This is a genomic window from Aquimarina rhabdastrellae (assembly GCA_947387485.1).
GTDB lineage: Bacteria > Bacteroidota > Bacteroidia > Flavobacteriales > Flavobacteriaceae > Aquimarina.
Genome location: CANDNT010000013.1, coordinates 41,109 through 60,320 on the forward strand (window position 1 = coordinate 41,109; position 19,212 = coordinate 60,320).

11 protein-coding genes are annotated in these 19,212 nt (G+C 31.7%); all 11 read left to right on the plus strand.

Annotated features, from left to right (window positions below; all coding sequences use genetic code 11):
• The first annotated feature begins 3 nt into the window (after nucleotides 1-3).
• Complete coding sequence (locus ACYEKI_RS16570) at nucleotides 4-2,097, plus strand: TonB-dependent receptor plug domain-containing protein (RefSeq protein WP_459212320.1); 2,094 nt, start codon at nucleotides 4-6, stop codon at nucleotides 2,095-2,097.
• A gap of 30 nt (nucleotides 2,098-2,127) precedes the next feature.
• Nucleotides 2,128-2,766: an HmuY family protein gene (locus tag ACYEKI_RS16575; RefSeq protein ID WP_459212321.1), complete on the plus strand. Its 639-nt coding sequence runs from the start codon at nucleotides 2,128-2,130 to the stop codon at nucleotides 2,764-2,766.
• Nucleotides 2,767-3,278: 512 nt separating this feature from the next.
• Entirely contained in the window at nucleotides 3,279-4,238 is a 960-nt protein-coding gene (locus ACYEKI_RS16580) for an FHA domain-containing protein (RefSeq protein WP_459212322.1), read from the plus strand.
• Between the two features lie 38 nt (nucleotides 4,239-4,276).
• Nucleotides 4,277-8,278: a TOMM system kinase/cyclase fusion protein gene (locus ACYEKI_RS16585; RefSeq protein WP_459212323.1), complete on the plus strand. Its 4,002-nt coding sequence runs from the start codon at nucleotides 4,277-4,279 to the stop codon at nucleotides 8,276-8,278.
• Nucleotides 8,279-8,291: 13 nt separating this feature from the next.
• A complete protein-coding gene (locus ACYEKI_RS16590; protein ID WP_459212324.1) occupies nucleotides 8,292-8,834 on the plus strand; it encodes a hypothetical protein in 543 nt (180 codons plus the stop codon).
• 60 nt (nucleotides 8,835-8,894) lie between these two features.
• Entirely contained in the window at nucleotides 8,895-11,132 is a 2,238-nt protein-coding gene (locus ACYEKI_RS16595; protein ID WP_459212325.1) for a TOMM precursor leader peptide-binding protein, read from the plus strand.
• A 12-nt stretch (nucleotides 11,133-11,144) separates the two neighbouring features.
• Complete coding sequence (locus tag ACYEKI_RS16600) at nucleotides 11,145-12,422, plus strand: KamA family radical SAM protein (RefSeq protein WP_459212326.1); 1,278 nt, start codon at nucleotides 11,145-11,147, stop codon at nucleotides 12,420-12,422.
• Nucleotides 12,423-12,598: 176 nt separating this feature from the next.
• A complete protein-coding gene (locus ACYEKI_RS16605; protein WP_459212327.1) occupies nucleotides 12,599-14,101 on the plus strand; it encodes a pyridoxal phosphate-dependent decarboxylase family protein in 1,503 nt (500 codons plus the stop codon).
• Nucleotides 14,102-14,116: 15 nt separating this feature from the next.
• Nucleotides 14,117-15,448 (plus strand): lysine N(6)-hydroxylase/L-ornithine N(5)-oxygenase family protein, encoded by a 1,332-nt coding sequence (locus tag ACYEKI_RS16610; RefSeq protein WP_459212328.1) that lies wholly within the window; start codon nucleotides 14,117-14,119, stop codon nucleotides 15,446-15,448.
• An 18-nt stretch (nucleotides 15,449-15,466) separates the two neighbouring features.
• Nucleotides 15,467-16,651, plus strand: a complete 1,185-nt coding sequence (locus ACYEKI_RS16615) for an MFS transporter (protein WP_459212329.1) — start codon at nucleotides 15,467-15,469, stop codon at nucleotides 16,649-16,651.
• Nucleotides 16,652-16,758: 107 nt separating this feature from the next.
• Nucleotides 16,759-19,203, plus strand: a complete 2,445-nt coding sequence (locus ACYEKI_RS16620; protein WP_459212330.1) for a GNAT family N-acetyltransferase — start codon at nucleotides 16,759-16,761, stop codon at nucleotides 19,201-19,203.
• Nucleotides 19,204-19,212: the final 9 nt, after the last annotated feature.

The following is a 19,212-nucleotide window of genomic DNA, read 5'->3' on the forward strand; positions in this document are numbered from 1 at the left end:
TTCTTGTTACTATCTAATGTAATTTTATGGGCACAAGAATCCAAAGTAGCCAATGACTCTACACAAACAAATATCTTAGAAGAAGTTATTATTAGTGCTACTCGTACAAAAAGACAATTATCTTCTTTACCCCTACCCGCACAGATCATTAATAAAAAAGAACTTAAAAGTTCTAATTCTTTACGCCTAAGTGATATTTTAAACGAGCAAACAGGCATCATCACTGTGAGCGATTTTGGTGGTGGAGAAGGAGTTCAATTACAAGGACTAGATTCTCAATATACTTTAGTTTTAATTGATGGTGTTCCTATTATAGGTCGTTCTGCTGGGACTTTGGACTTAAGTAGAATTACTGTAGGGAACATAAAACAAATTGAAGTTGTAAAAGGTCCTTCTTCTAGTCTTTATGGATCTGAAGCTATTGGTGGCGTGATCAATATCATTACAGAAACACCTGAATTAGGATTCAATGGGAATCTAGATTATAGATTTGGTTCTTTTAATACTCATGATGTTAATCTTGATGCCTCTTATAGCAAAAAAAAGCTTGCCATTAGTGCTCATGTTAATAGATATAGTAGCGATGGATATGATCTTATTGATGATTCAGAAAATATCAATACTCCTAATCTTTTTAGTAGCCAACCTAAAACTGTAGAACCTTTTGTTAACTATACATTTAACCCTAAGATCAAATACGATTTTAATGACAATACTTCGGCTGTGTTATCATATCGCCATTATTTACAAGATCAAGATAATGTGGCTATTTCTGGAGGAAATATTTTAAGTGGTGATGCAAAGCTTAGAGAATGGAATACTCATTTTAAATTAGACCATCAATTTAATTCAAAATGGAAAAGTTATCTAGAGTTTTATGCTACACGTTACAAAGCTGAAAGTGATTTATTTGAACTTAACAGTGGAGCTCTTTTTGACGAATCTTATTTTAATCAATTTTTATTAAGACCTGAATTAAGAACGACTTACGAAGCTAATGAAAATCATTCTTTTATAGGTGGTATAGGTTGGACTAACGAGAGTTTAGAACGTACATCATTTTCTACAAATCCTGAGTTTAATTCTCAATATGTATACCTACAATACGATGGTCATTACTTTGATAAGCTAAATGTTATTCTAGGAGCTCGCTTTGATAATCATAGTGAATACGAATCTCAATTCAGTCCTAAATTAGCCTTACGTTACAAAATCAATGATCAGGTAGCGGTAAAAGGATCTATAGGATACGGATTTAAAGCACCCGATTTCAGACAATTATATTTTGATTTTACAAACTCTACAGTAGGCTATACTGTTCTAGGATACAATGAAGTACCAAGAAGGCTCGCTGAATTAGATAATTTAAATCAAATTACCGCAGTAACAGTTCCGCTTTCAACTTTTGATTCAGAATTAAAACCAGAGAGTTCTGTAGGATACAATTTAGGTTTTCAATACAAACCTTTAAATCGTTTACAATTAGAAGTTAATCTCTTTAGAAATGACATAAAGAACTTAATAGATACAAGAGTAATTGCTAGAAAAACTAACGGTCAAAATGTTTTTAGTTATTACAATGTAAATAAAGTTTTCACTCAAGGTATCGAATTTAATGCCAATTGGAAACCTATCAATACACTTAGCATAAGTGGAGGGTATCAATACTTACTTGCAAAAGATAAAGATGTTATTGACAACCTAGAAAACAACGTCAACAATTTTGCTCGTGATCCTAATACACAAGAGACTATCGAACTTGAAAAAGAAGATTATTTCGGGCTTTACAATCGTTCTCGTCATATGGCTAATCTAAAAATATATTATGCTATTCCACAATGGGGATTAGATGCTAATATTAGAACCACATACCGAAGTAAATATGGAATCTTTGATTCAAACGGAAACGATTATCTAGACAAGTTTGACTCCTTTGTAGATGGCTATACAATCATTGATTTTGCTATCAATAAAAAACTATACAAACATTTTGAAATAGGTGCTGGTATCGATAACGTATTTGATTTTACCGATACCGAAAATATCAGCAATATCGCTGGTAGCCTTATTTACGGAACCTTAAAAATAAACTATTAAAAAACACAGTAACCCTTATATATAATAAAAATGAAAAAAGTAATTTACCGTAATGCATTAGTTGCCTTTATAGCAATTTTAGGATTAATATCGTGTAGTAATGATGATGATGATGCAGGAGATATATCACAACCTCTAGTATCTACAAGAGCAGAAAATATTCCAGCTCCACAAACAGGTGGTGGCGGACAACCTGCTGGAGGTCCATTTACAAAGTTTAGTTTTGAAACTGGTACTGTAGTAGCAGAAGATAGTAATGATTGGGATATCGCTTTTAGAGGAACAACTATAGCTATTAATGGTGGTGATGCAACTGGAACTACAGACGAACCTAATCGTAGTGGTGATGTAGGTGTACAAATAGTTGATGGTACTTTTGCTAGTGTAACTACTGCACCAGCTTCTGGATATGATCAAGATGGGGCTAATGGTTTTGCTATAACTACAGGAAGTGGTAATGGATGGTATACATATACAGGGCCACCAAGTCATCTTATCTTACCTATTCCTGGAAAAATCTTAGTATTTAAGACTTCTAGTGGAAATTATGCAAAAGTCGAAATCTTAAGTTATTATAGAGATGCTCCTGCACAACCAGATGGTTCAAATTCTAGAGAGTATACATTTAATTATACGTATAATCCTAATGTAGGAGATCTCAATTTCTAATCTTATTCTATAGCGTTCTATTTTTTTTACTATTCATAATCAGAACAAAATTTTATAATTAAAAACCATAAACTATTTAGTAATACATCTATGTTATAAAATTTTGTTGTTGTTAAGATCGATAGATTTTTATTAGGAGTTTTTTTAATCTATTTATCTTTTTATTAAAGGCTTGTTTTTAAATAAAAACAAGCCTTTTTTTTCTCAAAAAAAGATTGTATTTTTTATATATTATATACTTTTTTTCTATCATATATCACTATGTTTTTACCGCAAAAAGTATGCTTTTTTAGAATACTGTAAACTCCGTATAATTTTCTAATTTTAATCAAGTTCGGTATCATCTCATAATTAAGGCATATTTCTTTTCCTCTTCAAAACACCTTATAATCATTTGATTATCGAATAGTAATCTATTAAAAGCTTTAATTATTTTTTAATAGTATAGTTTATCTATGATTAAATTAAACATGTTTATCAATATAAATTGTTAAACTTAAAAATTAGGTTTTATGGCGATTGTTAAAAACACCTCCACTGACGAAATCATAGTTTTGCATTCGCAGCATCTCTTTGGTAGAAATCAGCAATTAAGTAACACGCATATTTCTGAATCTGATATTTCTCAATCGCATGCTACTATTTTTTGGAAATGTGATTGTTGGTATCTTAAAGATCATAGTAGAAATGGAACTCTTGTTAACGGAAAATTTATAAGTCAATCTACTCATAAATTACAAAATAAAGACACCATACAATTTGGCCAAGCAACCTCAACAAAATGGCAATTAATCGAAAATAATGCCCCTTCTTCGTATTTACAATCATTAACTCACAAACATAAAATTTATGCGCTTCCTTTTTCTTTAGATATGTTACATACACTATATCAAGATGTTCATATTTATAAATCTGTAGATCAACGATGGAATGCCAAAATAAAAAACAATACCATAGCACTGATCCATGGTACTACTATAGCTTTCAATAATGATACCTGGATTTTTATAGAAAATAAAAATTTTGAAGAGACTATTGATCATGGTCAGATTTTAAAACAAGCATACTATCAATTTACTTTAAGTCAAGATGAAGAACATATAGATTTAAAGATCATTTCTAATAAACTTATGTTAGACTTAGGATCAAGAGTATATAACTATCTTTTATTAACTCTAGCCAGAAAACGTTTATTAGATGCTAATGCCTCCTACTCCATCATAGATCAAGGATGGATTGCAATTGAAGATTTGATTTCGGATTTAAGTAAAGAATTTGTAAAAGATATTGATGCATATTATATCAATTTGCAAATTTATCGCATTAGAAAAAACTTATCGGCAATAGAACCTTATGGGTATCTATTTATAAACATTATTGAACGTAAAAACGGATTTATACGATTTGCTCACCCGTATTTTAAAATCATTAAAGAAACTCAAGTTATAGGCGAATTGCCCGTAAAATTATAAAACAACAAACGCTACCCTTAGATTTTTTTATAATTCAGATGATAGATTCTACAACCATTGTTGCTACTCCAGTACACCCTAATTATGCTTTACTAGAAAAAATTGGTGAAGGTAGTTATGGTATTATTTATAAAGCAAAGCAATTAAGTACTGGACAAATCGTAGCTATTAAAATTTTAAAAACATCAGCTAATTCAGATACCGTTTATGATAAAAAAGTAGCTCGATTCGAACGTGAAACGCGACTTTGTTCGCAAATAAACCATCCTCACATTGTAAAACTAATAGACAAAGGTTTTACTCAAAACCGAGAACCTTTTGCTGCTTTTGAGTTTGTAGATGGTATTACTTTAAAAGAATACATTTTACAACACGGTAGCTTAACCATTCAAGAAACTGTAGCACTGATGAGTCAGGTACTCGAAGCTTTAATCTATGCTCATAAAAAGGGAATTATCCATCGCGATTTGAAACCTCAAAATATTATGATTGCAAATTTTAGTACAAAAGCTTACGCCAAAGTTTTGGATTTTGGCATTGCAGCATTTACTAATAATTATAATACTCCGCAATCTGTAAATATCACGCTTACTCAAGAAATTATAGGCACTCCTATGTATAGTGCTCCAGAACAATTAAGAGGTGAACCTGCTACTGTAAAATCAGATATTTTTGCTTGGGGTCTTATTTTTATTGAATGCATAACGGGTTGTCCTGTATTTCAAGGAGACACTCTTGCTTCAATATTTCAGCAACAGTTAAATGGTGGTAATATCCCCATTCCTTCGGCTATAGCTGGTCATCCTCTTGCTACCATTTTATCTCGTGTACTTCAAAAAAAAGTTATGAATCGGATTGCTAATCCGCAATTCATTTATGACGAATTAAACGAGGTCAATATCAATACACTTATTAATACTCCAGTTACTTCAAGTTTTGCTCCTCAAAACGTACTCGAAACCACTCAAGTTAATCATTTAGTTTGGAATACCGCTCAAGGCGAAAAAAGGCAAGTCACCGCTTTATGTATTAAACTTAATCTTTTACTACATAAACAATCTTTATTAGATTTAGAGACTCAAGATACTATACAAAAAGATCAACTGAATCTATGTAAAGACACCATTATACGTTATGGTGGATATATAGGAGGGCAATTAGCCGATACTATTTTGGTCTATTTTGGTTATCCACAAACTAAAGATACTGATGCTCGAAGAGCAGGAAGAGCTGCATTAGAACTCATTAATGAGGTGCAAAAACGTAGCGCTTTATTATATAAACAGCATCATATAGAACTCGATATTAGAATTAGTATACATTCTGGTAAAGTCATCTCATCAGAACATCATGTTCCTGAAGGAATAGTTCCTAATACAGCTATAAATTTACTTGCTGTTACTCCTAAACAAAGTATACTTGTAAGTAAGGAAGCTCAGCAATTATTGATTTCGTATTTAGAATTTGAAAAAGCAACTACTATTACACTTCCTAATCTTGCAGAACCTATTATTGTTGCTCAACTAATAGGTGAACGCTCTTCTGAAGCTTTCTCATTTTTACGTTCACGAAGTTCTTCACAAACCATTATTGGACGTGAAAAAGAACTTCAGACAATTTCTAATTTTATTACTCAAAAAAAGATTCCTCTTTTATTAATTCAAGGACAAGCTGGAATTGGAAAATCAAAACTCATTTATGAGTATAAAAAAAGATATGCAAACGAGAGTTTAAATTTTATAGAGTGTTTTGGAAATCCAGAATATCAAAACAACGCATTATATCCTTTTATACGTTTATTAAAAAAAGTATTCAAACTTCAAGATGAACTTAATACTACTGTTGCTTTCAATCAAATTGAAACACATCTTAAAACTTACAACACTATTGATAGTACTTTAGCTATACCTATTTTATGTTCATGGTTATCTATTGATTTTTCTAGTGACTATACCTTAGATAATCTCAATGCTCAACAGCAAAAAGAGATCATCTTTGATATTTTAAAAACAGTATTATTCACATCACACCATACTACTACAGTAGTATTAATAGAAGATATACATTGGATTGATTCTTTAAGTATCGATTTCTTAAATACCTTAACGACTATTCATTGTATTGCTACAACTAGACCATTATCATCTATCCCTTTTAAAGAATATCAACTCCTTAATTTAGAAACCTTATCTACAGATAATAGTACTCAATTTATCAATCATATTGTAGCTAATATTCCATTACAACCTAATGCACTTGAATATATAATTAAGCGTACAGATGGTATTCCGCTTTTTATAGAGGAATTGACATTGATGTTACTAGAAAACAAATATTTAACACAAATAAACAATTGCTATCATTTAATAGATGAACTAGACGAAAAAGAAATTCCGGTAACACTAAAAGAATTACTTCTAGCAAAACTTGATCGACTTGAATTTGCCAAAGAAACAGCTCAAATTGCAGCTGCAATAGGACGAGCATTTGATTATACTTTACTCGTTCATTCTTCATTAAAAGATGAAGCTATAATTCAAAATGATCTGGAGCAGCTCATCAATTCTAACATCATTTACAAACAGCGCAAAGTAGATGAAAACAGTTATATTTTTCGACATGCACTAATACGCGATGCTGCTTATGACAGTATGGTTGTTTCTTATCAAAAAGAAGTGCATACTCGTATCGCTCACCAATTAGAACAAGAATATTTAACTCATAAACAACAAAGCGATATCCTTTCTTTTCATTATGCTCAAGCCGAACTTTTTGACAAAGCGTCTTTTTATGGTTTAATGGCTACAGAGGATTCCCTGAAAAAATCATCTTATGCAGCTTGTTTAACTCAAGCAAATCAAGCCATTTTGTGGAGTAAAAAAATACCTCATCAACTCCAACAAATCGAACGTGAATTGCGTATTAATCAAAACTTGGTTCAAGCGATGATTGCCTTAAAAGGTTTTGGCCATTATGAAGTAAAACGAGCCAACGACCGATCAGAAGAATTGAGTTTACAGCTTCCGGATAGTTCTGACTGGCTTTTACAAATTTTATGGAATCACATTCAATACCATTTAATGTCTGCTGATTTTAAGAAATTTGATCAATTATGGAAAAAAGCGATCAAGGATGCTAATACTTTACAAGATTATAGTTTTATGGCAGCGCTATATGGTCTTAATGGATATAAAAACTGGATAGCAGGTGATTTTATCACTGCAGAGCAGCAGGCACTACTTTCTATAGAAGCTTATAATTATATATCGGATAATCAAATCATAAAAAAGTTTGGTTTAGATTTTAAAGCTTATAGTTATGTTACCTTGGCAAACGTATATGCTTTTACTGGCAATTTTGATCAGAGTAATCAATATTTACAAAAAACCTCGGATACTTTAGCATCTTTAGATAGTGCATTAACTAAAGCTTTTACACTTGTTCTTAGAATTTCGTTAGGTTATTATAAAAATCAACCACAAGAAATTCAAGAGATCATTGATGAAACTCAATCTTTTTTTAAGGATCATTCTCTCGAAATTTTCCAACATTTATTTGACCTGTTAGAAGGGTATCTTACTCAAAATAGAGCTATGGCGTTAACACATCAAGAAGCTTTATTAACTATAGGTAATGTACCATTAACTTATTATTCTTTAATTGTTGCGCAATTAGATTACGACCTAGGCAATTATATACTAGCTGTAGAACGAATCAAAAAAGAAATAGCTTATGCATTAGAGAAACAAGAGTTTTTTGTACTTCCAGAATTATACCGTCTTCTTGCTATGTGTTACATCAAAACAGGAAAGTCCGCTATAGCAAACGAGTATTTTATAAAAGCTATTGATGATGCCAAAGATCGAATCAATCTTCTATATCTAAGTAAAATCCTCGTGGATTGTTACCTCCATACTACAGATCGCAAATTAAAAAAACAATGTCTACAAGATATGACATGGCTTTCTTCTACACTTAACTTACAACATGATCAAAAAGTTTTAACCCCTATGTTATCAATTCTTAAAAAATCACAATAATAAACTTTACATTATGGAAACCACTTATGAACAACATCACACAGCTTCACAAGAACTTACACTTGAAGAAAGAAAAAAGTTACTCACTCAAATTGATGCAAACTTTTTTAATCTCTGCTTAAATTGTACATATTCTTTAGACTTTTATAATAAATTTTTAGAAAATAAAGTAGCATTTCTTACCACTGGTTATACAGACGATGATATTGTATGGATGGGATGTGGATTAAAAATCCCTGAATATACTTATGTAAATCTAAATGCACGTATCGCATGGCCTATATTGTATTTAAAGGATAAAAAAGATCATAAAAACATTGCTGTTATAAGAGAAAACCCTAGAGAAGTGTATGAAGAAATTAAAAAGAAAGATTACACTTTAAGGTTAAGGCATGAAACTGTAAAATATGCCGATCTAGAAATCCGTATACAAGAAAAACTTAAGGATGATAATATTGAAGCTTATCTAGATTTTCCTTTTTTCTTGGTTGCAAATGATATGTTAATGAATGTTGAGATTGAAGATCAATCTGAGATTATTTTAACTTGTTGTTAAATCATAAACTAGCCTACTTATTATTCTCGATACTACTTAAGTAGGCTTTTACTATTCTTTATGTTATACGATATACTCAATCAGTTTCAGCTAGCACCCAAATATACTCGGTATGCTATTAATGAATTGCATACGCTTTTGGTTGCAGAACACGATAGCCGTATTATTACTGCTCCTATCGCTATTAAAATCCTGTATTATTTGACTACAGCTAATCAAGAGGTCTCCATATTTGATGATTTTTCTACTAACGAAATCTTATTACAACTAAAACAATTAGAAGTAAAAGGTATCATTACAAAAAAAACTTCGATATTCTCCAAAGAGCAAGAAGCCTTTTGGCAAGAGTTAGGTTATGACACATCACGTTTGAGCAAACTATTTCAACAAAAGACGTTAAAAATAATAAGTTTAGGATCTACTGATATTTCTGAATTCACTTCTCTATGTAAAACAACTGGATTATCTTTTTCTGAAACACCCGACATTTATATTGTTTTAACCGATTCTTATATCCATCCAGAATTAGAAACCCTTAATCAATCTTTTATAGAAAAACAGCAACAGTGGTTGCTCATAAAATTAACCGGAGCTACGCCTTATATCGGTCCTTTGTTTTCTCCCACTGTGTCCAATATGCCTTGTTGGTCATGTTTACAACATCGTTTATTATTACACGATCGAGAAAATGCGTTATATCAAACACTTCATAAAACGTTAAAAAATATTCAGAGACCCTTAGTTACACATCAATTAGCACAACAAATAGTTATTTCAAGAGCTTTATTACTTTTAGTTGAATTTTTGTACACAGTTCATGATACTCATGTTTTACAAAATCATATCCACTCCATCAATACAAAAACAGGCGAAATCACAAAACATCAAGTTATAAAACGTCCTCAATGTTCTCATTGTGGTACTCCCAAAATATTAACACAACATCCAAAACCTATTACTTTACAACGAGAAACTTCTTTAGCAACTCATCATGGCGGTTATCGCATTTATGATGCAGAAACCACTTATAATAACTATAAACATCACATTAGTTCTATTACAGGACTAGTTCCCTATGTAAAACCATATCACAAATCAAAAGACATTCCTATTTTCAATTATGGTTCTGGAAAAAATATTGCCATGCAAAGTACCTCTATGTTTTGGCTTAATTTACATTTAAGAAGCGCTAACGGTGGTAAAGGAAAAACTGATATTCAAGCAAAAACAGGTGCCTTATGCGAAGCTATTGAACGCTATTGTTTAATGTTTCCTGGTGCAACATATACTATATCTAATACTTTTAGTGCACTCGATCGTGCAATACATCCTAATTCATGTATGCTTTTTAGTAAACAACAATATAATGATCGTATAAAAATCAATGCTTCAAGCACCAAATTTTATTCTTTAATTCCTGATTATTTATCAAAAGACCAAGCTCTTGATTGGTCTCCTGTTTATAATCTTACCAAAAAGCATTTTAACTATTTACCTACAGCTTTTTGTTATGCACAATATCAAACTGAAGCAGCTACCAAATCAAAAATATATGCATATCCCGATTCAAATGGAGCTGCTGCCGGAAATACCATAGAAGAAGCTATACTACAAGGCTTATTTGAATTAATAGAACGAGATGCGGCTGCTATATGGTGGTATAATCGTATTCCTCGTCCAGCAATTAATCTTGATACACTTCAAAATTCGTATATAGATCAAATGCAGGCTCATTATAAAAGTCTGGATCGTAGCCTTTATGTTCTCGAACTAACCGTTGATACACAAATACCTGTTTATGCAGCTATAAGTTATTGTTTAAAAACCAAGCGGAAAATACTATATGCTTTTGGGGCTCATATTGATCCTACAATTGCTATTGAACGTGCTATTATTGAGCTTAATCAATTATTACCTATAGTTACCTCTTCTTCAACTTATTTAACAAAAGATAAAACATTTATACAATGGTTAGATACTCAAATTATTACACAACATTCATTTTTGCAACCTGAAGCTATAATCGATTTTACAGTTAAACAAGACATTCCTACTACTATTTATGATAGTATTAATTATAGTATCAAACATTTAGCAAACCTAGGACTAGATGTATTGATATTTAATCTAACTCAACCAGATATTGGTATGCCAGTAGTTAAAGTCATTGTACCTGGCCTTCGTCATTTCTGGAGGCGCACAGCTCCAGGAAGGCTATTTGACGTTCCTGTAAAATTAGGTTGGTTACAACAACCGTATACCGAAGAACAATTGAATCCTATAAGTATTTTTATCTAATCCACTATCATCATGAAATTTGTTTCTTATAATCAACTCTCTTTTAAAAACACGCCTTATTACAATCGTTTGCCTTCAAACGAAAAAGAGGTTTTTGATATACTCACAAGCATTTTTCATTTTAAAGTGAATACGTATGTTTTAGATCATTTAATCCATTGGGATACGATTCCTAATGATCCTATCTATAAATTAGTTTTTCCTAGAAAAGAAATGCTATCACCTATAGACTATAACCATTTAAAAACCTTATATCATAATGGCTTAAAATCAAAAGACATTATTCCGTTTGTACAGCATATAAAACAAAAAATGCATCCAGAGGTCAAACATCATTCGACTAGTATACCCAAAGAAAATGGTCAAGTAATTAAAGGCCTGTATAGCAATTTTAAAACCATAGTGAGTTTATTTCCAGATCCTATGGTAAAAACCTGTCATTCTTATTGTTCTTATTGTTTTAGATGGGTTGCATTTAATAACTTTGAGGCACAACACAACGCCTCTTATAAAGATCCGCTAACTCCAGTAGCCTTCCTTAAAAACAACCCTCAGATCACAGATGTGTTATTTACAGGCGCTGATCCTCTGGTACTAAAAGCTGAGGTCTTAAAAAAGTATATCGATCCTATTTTAGCGATTGATAGCGTAAAAGTCATACGTATCAGTTCAAAATCCTTAGCTTGGTGGCCCTATCGTTTTACTACAGATAAGGATGCTGATGCTCTTATAGCATTCTTTGATTATATTATTGCTAGTGGCAAACACCTTAATTTTTGCGCACATTTTACACACCCTAGAGAACTAGATCATCCAGAGGTAAAAAAGGCCATACAACGCATACAAAATACGGGAACTGTTATCCGTTGTCAAGGACCTCTAGTTAAAGATATTAATGATGATCCTATTATCTGGAGTCAGTTATGGACTAAACAAATACAATTAAGTATGATTCCTTATTATATGTTTATAGAAGCAAATCACAATAGCGAGAATTGCTTTAGGATTCCTTTGGCTGAAGCTTTACACATTTTTCAAGAAGCGCAACAGCAAACTACGGGTCTAGCCAGAACAGTAAGAGGTCCTGTTTTTATGAACGATCTTAATCGTATACTTCTAGATGGTATTACCGAAATTAATGGAAACACTTATTTTGTGCTTAAAAGTCTTCAGGCGCCACCTGAAACCTCTAGCGAAGGTGCTATAAAACTAATTCCCTATAATAAAGATCTAAAAGATTTAGGCGATTTATTCGTTCTTTTTAATGCTCCTACTCCTGTTCTTATTTAAAGTCACCCAAAACATTTGCATTTTAGAATCATTCAGGTAATCATAAAAAATCTAAATCATTCTTAATCATGTTAATCATTAAACACGTCTTTTTTTATCCTTTAAACGTCATTTTCTTCATCGAGTAGCTTCTATTTTTGCATACATCTTATTTAGACCAAGTAAAAATAAACTTAATGTTAACCCACACAACTATACTCGACCCCGTTGTAGATACAACACTATTATTTGATGGTCATTCTAAGGAATTATATCAAGATAGTCTTCAAAAAGCTATCGAATATGTAAAAGCGTTTTTAGACAATGATTCTTTTTATAGCGGAATTTCTATTGATGAATTACGTCAGAAAACTGACGCTTTATCTGTACAAAATGACCAAACACTATCTCTTGATCATGCCTTAGCTCAAATAAAAGATTTGTATCTAGACAATGCTATCTCTTTTCATAATACTTCTTATGTAGCTCATTTAAATTGCCCTGTATTAATTCCTGCTTTAGTAGCCGAATTAATTTCAAATTCGGTTAACACCGCAGTAGAAACATGGGATCAAAGTACCTCTGCTACATTAATCGAACAAGAAGTTATCAACTGGATTACTACTGCTTTTGGTTTACCTAAAACTGCAGATGGTGTATTTACCAGTGGTGGAACTCAATCCAATTTTATGGCATTGATGATTGCTAGAGATCATTATGCTTTCAAACATTACGGAATCAATATCAAAGAAAATGGCTTAAATGATATTGTTAAACGTTTTAGAATTTTCTGTTCAGAAAAATCACATTTCAGTATTAAAAAGAATGCCGCCTTATTAGGTTTAGGATACAATTCGGTTATTCCTATTCCAACAAATGAGCGTTTTGAAATGGAGCCTGAAGCATTGGTTCTAGCCATTGAAAAAGAAAAACAAAAAGGCAATATTCCTATTGCTGTTGTAGCTACTACTGGAACTACTGATTATGGTAGTTTTGATCCTGTAGAAACAATTAATGCTATTGCAAAAGAATATGATATCTGGTTACATGTTGATGGTGCTTATGGTGGATGTTATGTACTTACAGATACTCATAAACATCTTTTAAAAGATGCTCAATATGCAGATTCTATCACTATAGATTTCCATAAAACTTTATTCCAGCCTGTTTGTTCTAGTGCTTTCTTACTGGCAAATGATGATCATTTTAAATATGTTTCGCATTATGCAGATTATCTAAATCCAATAGAAAACAAGGATAATGAGTTCCCCGATTTAATTGTAAAATCTATACAAACTACACGTAGATTTGATGCATTAAAACTATGGTTTACATTAAAGGTAGCTGGAGAAAAAACACTAGCCGAATATCTAGAAACTGTTCATTATAGAGCACTTGATGTTTATGATATTTTAAAAAACGATATCTATTTTGAAACTGTACATCAACCCGCTTTGAGTACCATAGTATTTAGATTTAAAGCTTTAGGTATTGACAACGAATCGGTACATGATACCATTAATTTATATATAAAAAACTCCCTATTTAATTCTGGAACAGCCTCTGTTGCTAGTACCAAACTCAATGGTAAAGTCTATCTCAAATTCACTTTATTAAATCCTGCAATAACCGTAGATAAGTTACAGGATATCATTGGTTGGATCAAAGAAAAAGGCTTGACTTACCAGAATATTAATTAAGAAAAAACACATATCATGAATACAAAAATATATGACTTTGTAGCTGTTGGAATTGGTCCTTTCAATCTTGGTTTAGCTTGTTTAACTGCTCCTATAGAAGATCTAGATGGTATCTTCTTAGACAAGAGCACTGGTTTTAATTGGCATCCTGGTATGCTTTTACAAGATACTACGTTACAAATCCCATTTATGGCAGATCTTGTTACTCTTGCTGATCCTACTAGTCCTTATAGTTTTTTAAATTATATAAAAAAACAAGGTCGTATGTATTCTTTTTATATCAAAGAGAACTTCTTGTTACTTAGAAATGAATACAATCAATATTGTCAATGGGTTATTCAACAATTAAATAATCTGCACTTTAACACAGAGGTAACGCATACTGATTATAGTGATCAAGAACAATGTTATATCATCACTACAACTAATCACGTTACAAACGAAACTGTTATTTATAAAGCTAAAAAGATTATTCTAGGAACAGGAACCTCTCCATATGTACCTAAACAATGTCAACATCTTGAAGGAAAAGCTATTCACTCTTCTAGTTATCTAAATAACAAAGAAGCATTACAACAAAAAAAGGCTATTACTATTGTTGGTAGTGGACAAAGTGCTGCCGAAATCTATTATGATTTACTACAAGAGATTGAAACAAAAGGTTATGAACTTAACTGGATAACACGTTCTCCTCGTTTCTTCCCTCTAGAATATAGTAAACTCACATTAGAGATGACTTCTCCAGAATATGTTGATTATTTCTATAATCTACCTTCTCGAAAGAGAGATCATTTAATTAAAAATCAAAAACACCTTTATAAAGGAATCAATCAAGATCTTATTGGTGACATTTTTGATTTATTATATGCAAAAAATATCACCAACGAAATTAAGGCTAATTTACGTACAAACTCAGAATTGCTTAAAGCAGATTATAATGACGAGCAAGCAACTTTTGATTTATACTTCCATCAAAACGAACAGGATAAATCATATAAACATACTACAGAAGCATTAGTATTAGCTACTGGTTATGGGTATCAAATGCCACAGTTTATAGAAGGTATTTCAAACAGAATTCTATGGGATGAACAAAGTCGTTTTGACGTACAACGCAATTATAGTATTGATCAAAATCACAACGAAATTTTTGTTCAAAACGTAGAATTACATACTCATGGTTTTGTAACTCCAGATTTAGGTATGGCTTGTTATCGCAATTCTTACATCATTAAAGAAATGACGGGTAAAGAATATTATCCTATCGAAAAGAGAATTGCTTTTCAACAATTTGAAGTAACAAAAGACGAAGAGGTTGTTCTTGAACACACATCAACACTCGTTTAATTTTATAAAAACACTCTAGTGAATCTTAGATTTTTTCTTATTCTCATGACTTTGATAGCTGTAATAAGTGACTATTTATTACATCCTTTCTATCCTCAATATTTTGAGCTTAGGTTTGGTATCACAGATCCCAAAGCTGTAGGTTATTATTTTGCAGCTATCTGTTTTATGGTCATGATTTCATTTCCATTTTGGGCTTTTGTTGCCAAAAAAATTGCAGAACTTAAGATTCTCGTTTATACTCAACTTGTTGCAGGTATATTAGCTTTGTATTGTTTTTATACAGATAACTATTTGTATTTCTGGATCATCTCGTTAACAATGATTCTATTCAAAGCTAGTTATTTATTAGTCTATCCTTATATTTTAAGAATAGTTAAAAAAGAAGAGCATACACATACCATAGGTATTCTTTCTGTAGTAGTACATTTAGGTGGTATTCTAGGTGCTATAATTGGTGGATTAGTTGTCGATATTATCAATGCCAATTATATTTTTTTGATCATGGCTTTAGGAGATTTCATACAAATGTTTATGAGTTTATATCTCTTAAAAAACAAAAAGATATCGCTGCAACATCAAGAAAACAATACTATTACTACAAAGAAAAAAAGTTTTATTTCTAATCAATTGATCTTAAAACTCGGTTTAGTTACCTGCATCTTATATTTCAGTGATTTTATCACACGCCCGTTTTTTTCCATGTTTTGGGAAACCATTTCGGGATTACAGAGTAAAATCATATCAGGAAGTATTTATGCCATCCCAGGTATTATCGCCTTAATTGCCTTATGGATAAATTCAAAAAATAAAACAGCACAAAACTCTCCTTATGCAGGTCTAGTTCCTATATTATGTATGGGGTTATTAGGTCTAGCTTTACAAGGAATTGCCATTCCGTGGATACTTATCATAGGGCGTTGTATTTATGGTTGGGCAATTTTTCAAGGAGTAGTTCGATTTGATGTCCTCTTATTTGAACTTAGCACTCCTGATGATTATGCCATAGATTATAGTAAAGTCCATTTTTTCCAAAACTTGGGAGTGCTTCTTAGTTCATTATTTGTAGGTATTGTAGTCGATATTTATGGATTACATATTCCTTTTGTTATCGCCTTTTTAGGTTTTTTAATTACGCTTCTACTCTACCTTCTATTCTTTAGAACAGAGTTAAAAGCATTAAAAAAAATAATTCAAACTTAAATTTCAACTTAACTCATTAATCGACGGGGCTTGTTTTCTTAAATAATTAATCGACCTCTATTTAGATACTAGCAAGTCCTGCGGTTTTTGAATTTAAACATAAACTCATGAATGTTACATCCCTAATCACCCAAGTATCTAAAACTTCGTATGAGTTCTCTAGTACTTTTCCTGATTTTGGAGCTATTCATTTTCGCCTATTTGATCTTGAGCAAGATATACCGTTACTTCATCAATGGGTCAATCTAGATTATGCCGAGTTTTGGGGGTTACAACAAACGTCACTCAACGAAGTTAAAGAAGAATATACACGTCTATCTCAACAAGAAGGTTATGAAATCTATATAGGGTTGTATAACGATCATCCTATTTTCTTACTAGAACGATATGTTCCTCAAAAAGATCTTATAGGGAATTATTACCCTGCAAAAAAGATGGATTATGGTGTACACATACTTGTAGCTCCGCCACCATCTACTCCTATTCCTAATTTTACCTGGTATATTTTTAAAGCTATAATGCAGTTTACGTTTAAAGCAAAAAATGCTACACGTATTCTTGTAGAGCCTGATATACGTAATAAAAAAATGTTTGCCATCTGTGAACGTATTGGTTTTACTTTAGACAAAATAGTAACACTACCACATAAAACCGCTCAGTTAGCCTTTCTTACTAAAGAACGTTTTGAGCAAATTCACAATACACATAAAATTATCAAAAGAAGCGCAATGAACACTATAAATAATACTGTTTCACCTCAACAAGCTATTGCTCATATTCAACCAGAAGTATGGAAAAAAGCCAATCGCTTATTAATTAAAAAGTCTATTTGTGAATTTTCTCACGAATTACTTATTACTCCAGAGATCATTTCATCAAATGGAGTATGGAATTCTTATATTCTTCATACAGAAACAGCTGATATACACTATACATTTGAAGCAAAACTTTTAGCATTAAATCATCTTTATATAAAAACAGATACTATCACAAAATTTGCTTCAGATAAAGAGATTGAGCTTGATGCTATTTTATTTATCAAAGAATTTAGAAATGCTTTAGGAATTGAAGATGCTACAATGCCTACCTATTTAGAAGAAATTATTAGTACACTTTACGGTAGTGCTTATAAACTTCTAAAAGGTAATCCTGTTGCCAAAGATTTGGCTATAGCTGACTTTCAAACTATAGAACAATCTATGATGGAAGGTCATCCTGGTTTTGTAGCTAATAATGGTCGTGTAGGTTTTGATAGTAGTGATTATAGATCTTATGCTCCAGAATCTGGAAATACATTTTCTTTACTTTGGTTAGCAGGACACAAAGAGCATACAGTTTATGCTGCTATCGAAGATTTACCATATCAAAAGTTAATCACACAAGAATTAGGTGAAGAAGTAGTCACAGCATTTAATACACAAATTAGCGATTTAGGATTTTCTCCCGAAGATTATTTCTTTATTCCTATGCATCCTTGGCAATGGTTTAATAAACTAGCTAATATTTATGCACCTCAAATTGCTACTGGTAAATTAATTTGTTTAGGATATAGCCCAGATCAATACAATGCACAACAATCTATCCGTACATTGTTTAATGTATCTAATCCTCATAAACTCTATACCAAGACGGCTTTATCTATCCTCAATATGGGATTCATGAGAGGATTGCCACTTTATTATTTAGGTACAGCACCCAAAATGGCAAAATGGCTAGAACACTTATTATATACTGACACTTATATTCAAGAAACTGGATTTAAAATGTTAGGCGAAATCGCATCTGTAAGTTTCGTTAACACATATTACGAAGAGTTTGGAACACATAATGATTATAATAAGATGTTGGCTTCTTTATGGAGAGAAAGCCCTTTCAACGCCATTCAAGCAAATCAACGCTTAATGACTATGGCTGCTTTCTTACACGTAGATCAACACGGCGATGCTTTATTACCAGAATTGATAAAAGCCTCTGGTGTTACTATTGATACGTGGTTACAACATTATTTTAAAGCTTACCTAAGTCCCTTATTACATTGTTTCTATCAATATGATCTTGTATTTATGCCTCATGGCGAAAACCTTATTATGGTTATAGAAGATCACTTACCTGTAAGTGTTTTTCTTAAAGATATCACAGAAGAAGCTGTAATTCTAAATCCAGAAGTAGCATTACCTGAACCCCTGAAACGCATGTATGCTCCAGTTCCAGAAGATGTAAAACTCTTATCGATCTTTACAGATATTTTTGATGGATTCTTTAGGTTTATGGCTCATATTCTAGAGGAGCATGCACAATATGCCGAAAAAGATTTCTGGAAACAAGTAGCACAATGTATTCTGGATTATCAAGCTGCTTTCCCTCAATTACAAGAAAAGTTTGAACAATATGATCTCTTTGCTACAGATTTTCATTTGTCGTGTTTAAATCGTTTACAACTAAATAATAATAAGCAAATGATTGACTTAGATGATCCTGTAGCTTTATTGCAATTTGCAGGAAAACTTGACAATCCTATTGCTACTTATAAACCTGTTTCTTCTGCTGTTTAATTATCATCT